This window comes from Limnospira sp., from assembly GCF_051859755.1.
GTDB lineage: Bacteria > Cyanobacteriota > Cyanobacteriia > Cyanobacteriales > Microcoleaceae > Limnospira > Limnospira fusiformis.
In genome coordinates this window covers 1-2,823 of record NZ_JBIMLI010000271.1, presented here as the reverse complement: position 1 = coordinate 2,823, position 2,823 = coordinate 1, and the positions used below count along the sequence as shown (strand labels likewise).

General features: G+C 45.3%; 2 protein-coding genes. Both read right to left on the bottom strand.

The window, feature by feature from the left end:
* Nucleotides 1–233 precede the first annotated feature (233 nt).
* Nucleotides 234–758, bottom strand: coding sequence for a ferric uptake regulation protein (locus ACTIE0_RS23730; protein WP_174447168.1), 525 nt, complete (start codon nt 756–758; stop codon nt 234–236).
* Nucleotides 759–910: 152 nt separating this feature from the next.
* Nucleotides 911–2,134, bottom strand: coding sequence for an RNA polymerase sigma factor SigC (gene sigC, locus ACTIE0_RS23725; RefSeq protein WP_006623217.1), 1,224 nt, complete (start codon nt 2,132–2,134; stop codon nt 911–913).
* Nucleotides 2,135–2,823: the final 689 nt, after the last annotated feature.

Sequence of the window (2,823 nt, the reverse complement as noted above, 5' to 3'; positions counted from 1 at the left end):
ACAAAAAAGCGATCGCATTAAGTCCCTTGACACCAATCTGGACTTCTACAACTCCAAGGCAAAGGTAAACGCTTCTTCCCATACCTCGCCGGGTCTGCAACGCCAAGCACAAAAATAACAAGGGAGCTTTTAGACCCCGTATCTGTATATATTTGAGGAACCGCATCAACCCGCTGGCGATCGCCCTAGGGATAGACAGCGGTTCCTGGGACTACCACGCCGCCAAGTGAAACTCAATCAGGGTTAAGGTACTCACCGGAAGTTTCTGCGATCGCCTGAGAACAAGACCAATTACTAGAAACCAATGAAGGCCAGCCCATGCGTAAAGCCTCATGACAAACAGTATGAACTGTCAATTGGCAATCTAGCAAATGCAACCCAGATTTCTCCGCCTGCTTCAAACCGATTTTGGAAATCGACTCATTCTGAAATTCTATGGTTTTGTTACACTGTACACAGACAAGATGGTGATGATGGTGTGGGTAAGGCTGATTTATTTCATAATGCTTGTGGCCCTCTGCCAGTTCCAACTCTCGCAAAATTCCCATCCGCGCCATTAACTTGAGTGTGCGGTAAATCGTAGACAAACTAATCGTCTCCCCACGACCTTTTAACAAATCATAGAGATCCTCAGCACTGAGATGATTTCCTTTTGGCAAATTTTGAAAAACATGGAGGATAGTTTCCCGCTGAGGAGTCAGTCGCCACCCTTTGTTATTCAGTTCCGATTTAAACGAAGTCGCGGTATATAACACCATCATTAAACTATCAATAAAACCTTAATACTGACAATGATACACAAGATTTTGAGATTCTGTCAAAAAAACTAGCTTATTGATAATCAATTCTGATAAACCCAACCCTAGGGGCGAGTGTTATCTCCCATAACCCCGCCACCAAGGCTCAAAAACTAATCCAGAGAATCCAGATAATCCCGCACTCGGTTACGACGCTTAGGCTGGCGCAGTTTTTGCAGAGCCTTAGCCTCGATTTGGCGAACCCGTTCCCGCGACAGATCCAGAGCACGACCAATTTCCGCTAGGGAGTAAGGATGACCATCACCCAAACCATAACGCATTTGAATGACAGCCCGCTCCTTACCACTGAGATCAGCTAGGAGGTTCTGTAGTTCTCGATAAAGAGATTCCCGCATCAACAGTTCTTCCGGGGTGCTTTCTTCTGTTTCTAGCAAATCTCCTAGTTCTGTATCTTTGTCCGTTCCCACTTTGGTTTCTAAGGAAACTGAACGGGGAACCCGCAGCAGCACTTCCCGAATTTGATCCGGGGTCATCTTTAATTCAGTGGCGATATCATCAATGGTAGCCGTGCGACTTTTTTCTTGGGAAATCTTGCGCTGGGCTTTCTTAATTTTATTGAGTTTCTCGGTAATATGCACCGGAAGCCTGATAGTCCGGCTTTGAGTGGCGATCGCCCGGGTAATTCCTTGGCGAATCCACCAGTAAGAGTAAGTGCTAAAGCGGTAGCCACGGGTAGGATCAAACTTTTCTACGGCTCGTTCTAATCCTAGGGTTCCCTCTTGGATTAAGTCTAATAGTTCTAAACCACGGTTTTGATATTTTTTAGCAACTGATACCACCAGGCGCAAATTAGCTTTGATCATGTGATCTTTAGCCTGTAGGCCTTCCCGCTGGACTTGTTTTAGTTCTTCTACACTCAGGTTAGCTAGTTCCGCCCAACAGCGCTTACCCTCTGCCATAATCTGCTTGAGTTGAGCTACATTAACCCCCCCAGCCGCAGCCCAACGCTCTAAGGATGGACGATGGCTTAATTTAGCACAGAGGCGATCGCGTACTTTCAGGAGATTAACATAGGTCTGGAGTACCCCCCCCTTGGTTTCCGCCTCCGTGTCCCGCAATTCCACCAGTTGTACATAACGCTGAACTTTTTGGGCTTCTGAGACTTCCTCATCTTTTCCCAGTAAGCGAACCCGACCAATTTCTTGGAGGTACAGACGCACTAAGTCCGTAGTGCGCCTACTGCTTTGAGCCTCAGAGAGGTCAACATCACTGAAGTCAAGGCGGATGAGTTCATCTGTTGGTAGTTCCATATCCTTGTCCTTAGTTGGGAAAGTTTGGGTGGACTCTTTATCTGGGGAAGCTTTGGTGGCTGACATGATCGTGTTCTCAGTTGCTTTTGGTTAAACACAAATTGCTCTCACAGAGCCTAGGATTCAGTATTCCCAGGATGTTAAGGTTGGCGATCGCACTAGCTAATTCTTGATTCAGGTTAAGACCGCTCTTGAGTCTTTCAGTTCCCAATGTTGCCGATCAGCAATCTGAGTCATGAATTATTGGTGAGGGATACCTGAATTAGTCGGTATATCAATAATCAGGGTTACTTTTTCAGGTCTGTTACCTAGTATATGGAAACTCCCTCATTAAAGAAGTGACCCCTATCAGTTAACAAGCTAATCTTCATCACCTGTAATGGGGGTTCCCGATCACTTTTGAAGAATCTATGAGTTTCGTAATAAAAGTTTACAATGCCCGCCTGAACAAGCAGCGATGTCAGACTTAGCCACACTGATTTGAGATTTTCTTGCCCAAAATTGTAGCAGGCTTTTTTGGAGAATTTAATTCAGTCTAACACAGTTAAGTTAAACAAATTCCCAAGCTGATCTTAAATCTCAAAAGAGGACTCCCGTTAAGCCGAGCGGCTTAACGGCGAGATGAATTTTGACCAGTAACCAAACTCCGGAAGCGAATCCTTTTGTAGGGTGGTAGTGCTAAAGAGGTAATGATGCGTTGTAGTGATGGATAAAATACCAAATGCCACCAATGTGATTCTGCAAACACTTGGAAA